Below are 2836 nucleotides of genomic sequence, written 5' to 3'. Positions count from 1 at the left end.
CGCGACGTCGCCGACCGGCGCGCTGACGAGGCGGGCGTACGAGGCGCGCGCCTGCTCCACGGCCTGCGAGGCCGCCACGACGTCGGGTCGACCGGATGCCGCAGCCTCGAGGTCCGCGCGGACGGCGCGGACCGTGGCACGGGACGGAAGGCCGAGGGTGCAGGCGGCGAGGTAGTCGCGGCCGCCGGCGAAGTGCGAGGCGAGGCTGCTCATGGGACCAAGGCTCTCCCGATCGCGCCTATTGCACTAGAGCAGGTGTTGCATGAAATGCATTCGACCTGCTTATGTGTGGGCGTGAGCGAAACAGAAGACGGGCTCGACGCCCATGGTCTGAGGGTGGTCAAGGCGATCGCCGACACCGGTTCGATCACGGCCGCCGCCCGCGCCCTGGGCTACAGCCAACCCGCGGTCAGTCAGCAACTGCGCCGCCTCGAACAGCGCGTCGGTCTGCCCGTCGTCGAGCGGATCGGCCGTGGCGTGCGACTGACCGAAGCCGGCCGCGTCCTCGCGCGTCACGCCGCCACGGTCACCACGGCGCTCGACGCCGCCGCGGGAGACCTCGCCGAACTGCGGGGCCTGCGCGCCGGTCGGGTGCGCATCGCGGCCTTCCCGTCGGCCTCGTCGACCGTCGTGCCCCGGGTGATCGCCGCCGTCACCGCTCGTCGACCGGGCGTCTCGATCAGCTTCGTCGAGGCCGAGCCCCCCGAGGCGATCGCCGCCGTGCGCGAGGACCGCGCCGACATCGCCCTCATCTACAGCTACCCCGGCGATCGGCGCGAACAGCTGACGCAGGCGGCCGCCGGGCTGTCGGTGCGCCACCTCGCCGACGACGACACGGTCGTCGTGGTCCCGGCGGAGCACCCCGCGGCATCCCACGATCCGATCGACCTGTCGCAGTTGGCGGGGGAGCGATGGATCGCCGGGTGTCCGCAGTGCCGCGGCCACCTGCTCGAGGCGTGCGGGCGCGCCGGATTCACGCCCGACATCGCGTTCGAGACCGACAACTACATCGCCGTCGAGAACCTCGTGGCCCTCGGCGTCGGGATGGCGATCCTGCCGCGGATGGCGGTGGCATCCCTTCCTCTTCCGGCGGGAATCGCGACGCCGCGCCTGCCCGCCGCCGAAGCGCGCACGCTGCACGTGGTCACCGCGCGCGGAGCCGAGCACGTCCCCGCCGTCGGCGCCGCCCTCGACGTGGTGAGCGACGTGCTGGCCGACCACGGGCGTGTCGGCGCCCGCCGGTAGGATCGAGGGGATGTCTGCCACGCCCGATCCCCGCACCACGACCGCCTCCGGCGCCGACGTTCGCGTCCGGTTCTGCCCGTCACCGACGGGCCTGCCGCACGTCGGCCTGATTCGCACCGTCCTGTTCAACTGGGCCTACGCCCGGCACAACGGCGGAAAGCTCGTCTTCCGCATCGAAGATACCGACGCCGCCCGTGACAGCGAAGAGAGCTACCAGCAGCTGCTCGACGCCCTGCGGTGGATGAACATCGACTGGGACGAGGGTGTCGAGGTCGGAGGGCCCCACGCGCCCTACCGCCAGTCGCAGCGCCACGAGATCTACCGCGAGGTGCTCGACAAGCTCGTCGCCGCCGGCGCGGTGTACGAGAGCTACTCGACCGCCGAAGAGATCGACGCCCGCAACGAGGCCAACGGTCGCGCCAAGCAGCTCGGCTACGACAACTTCGACCGCGACCTGACCGACGAGCAGAAGGCCGCGTTCCGCGCCGAGGGACGTCAGCCCGCCTGGCGCCTGCGCGTCCCCGACCACGACCTCACCTACGTCGACCTCATCCGCGGCGAGGTCACCTTCCCGGCCGGATCGTTCCCCGACTTCGTGCTCGTGCGCGCCGGGGGAGTGCCGCTCTACCCGTTCGTGAACCCGGTCGACGACGCCCTCATGGGCATCACCCACGTCATCCGCGGTGAAGACCTCATGCCCTCCACGGCCCGCCAGCTCGCGCTGTACTCGGCTCTGGTGGATGCCGGCATCACCACGTTCATCCCGCGCTTCGGTCACATGCCGCTGGTGCTGGGCGAGACGGGCAACAAGAAGCTGTCCAAGCGCGACCCGCAGGCCGACCTGTTCCTGCAGCGCGAGAAGGGCTTCATCCACGAGGGACTGCTCAACTACCTCTCGCTGCTGGGGTGGTCGCTCACGAGCGATCGCGACGTGTTCTCGCTCGACGAGATGATCGCCGCCTTCGACATCGCCGACGTCAACCCCAACCCCGCGCGCTTCGACCAGAAGAAGGCCGAGGCGATCAACGGCGACCACATCCGCATGCTGGATGCCGACGACTTCGCCGCCCGGATCGTCCCCTACCTCGCGGGCGCCGGTCTGATCGCCGAGCAGCCCTCGGACGAGCACCGCGCGATCATCGCGCAGGCCGCGCCCCTCGTGCAGGAGCGCGTGCAGCTGCTCGGCGAGGTGCCGGGGATGCTCGGCTTCTTGTTCGTCTCGGACGTGACGTACGCCGAAGACGCGCTGAAGGGTCTGCCCGCGAACGCCTCCGAGGTGCTCACGGCATCCATCCGCGCTCTTGAGGGCGTCGACGACTTCAGCGCCGAGGGCGTGCAGGCCGCGCTGTCGACCGCGCTGGTGGACGAGCTCGGCCTCAAGCCCCGCGTCGCCTACGGTCCGCCGCGCGTCGCGCTCACCGGGCGCCGCGTGTCGCCGCCGCTGTTCGAGTCGATGGAGCTGCTCGGCAAGGCCGAGACGCTGCGTCGCCTCGACGCGCTGGTGCAGCACCTCGCCTGACGTTTACGACGTGGTCCCCGTCTCTCCGTGTGGAGGGGCGGGGACTTCGTCGTTCCGGGGGTGCGGCTGATG

Annotated in this window: 2 protein-coding genes and 1 pseudogene; 2 read left to right on the top strand and 1 reads right to left on the bottom strand. The window is 71.0% G+C overall.

All coding sequences use genetic code 11. The annotated features are described in order from the left end of the window. Positions 1–213 (bottom strand): annotated as a pseudogene (locus DBR36_RS18470) (aminotransferase); the annotation flags it as partial. Between the two features lie 81 nt (positions 214–294). Here DBR36_RS18470 and DBR36_RS13225 point away from each other — a divergent pair. Both DBR36_RS13225 and gltX read left to right on the top strand, forming a co-directional pair. Next, complete coding sequence (locus DBR36_RS13225) at positions 295–1245, top strand: LysR family transcriptional regulator (protein ID WP_243393024.1); 951 nt, start codon at positions 295–297, stop codon at positions 1243–1245. Positions 1246–1255: 10 nt separating this feature from the next. Then, the gene (gene gltX / locus DBR36_RS13220) at positions 1256–2764 is read left to right on the top strand and encodes a glutamate--tRNA ligase (RefSeq protein ID WP_108320116.1); all 1509 of its coding nucleotides are present in this window, start codon (positions 1256–1258) and stop codon (positions 2762–2764) included. Positions 2765–2836 lie beyond the last annotated feature (72 nt).

Origin of the sequence: Microbacterium sp. HMWF026 (genome assembly GCF_003061325.1) — a bacterium.
GTDB classification, from domain to species: Bacteria; Actinomycetota; Actinomycetes; order Actinomycetales; family Microbacteriaceae; genus Microbacterium; species Microbacterium testaceum_E.
Note: the sequence above shows the minus strand (reverse complement) of the source record. Positions and strands in the feature narration are given on the sequence as shown.

Bases quoted from the DNA above. Each gene is read 5' to 3' on its own strand.
- gltX (WP_108320116.1), top strand. From the start codon at position 1,256: ATGTCTGCCACGCCCGATCCCCGCACCACGACCGCCTCCGGCGCCGAC.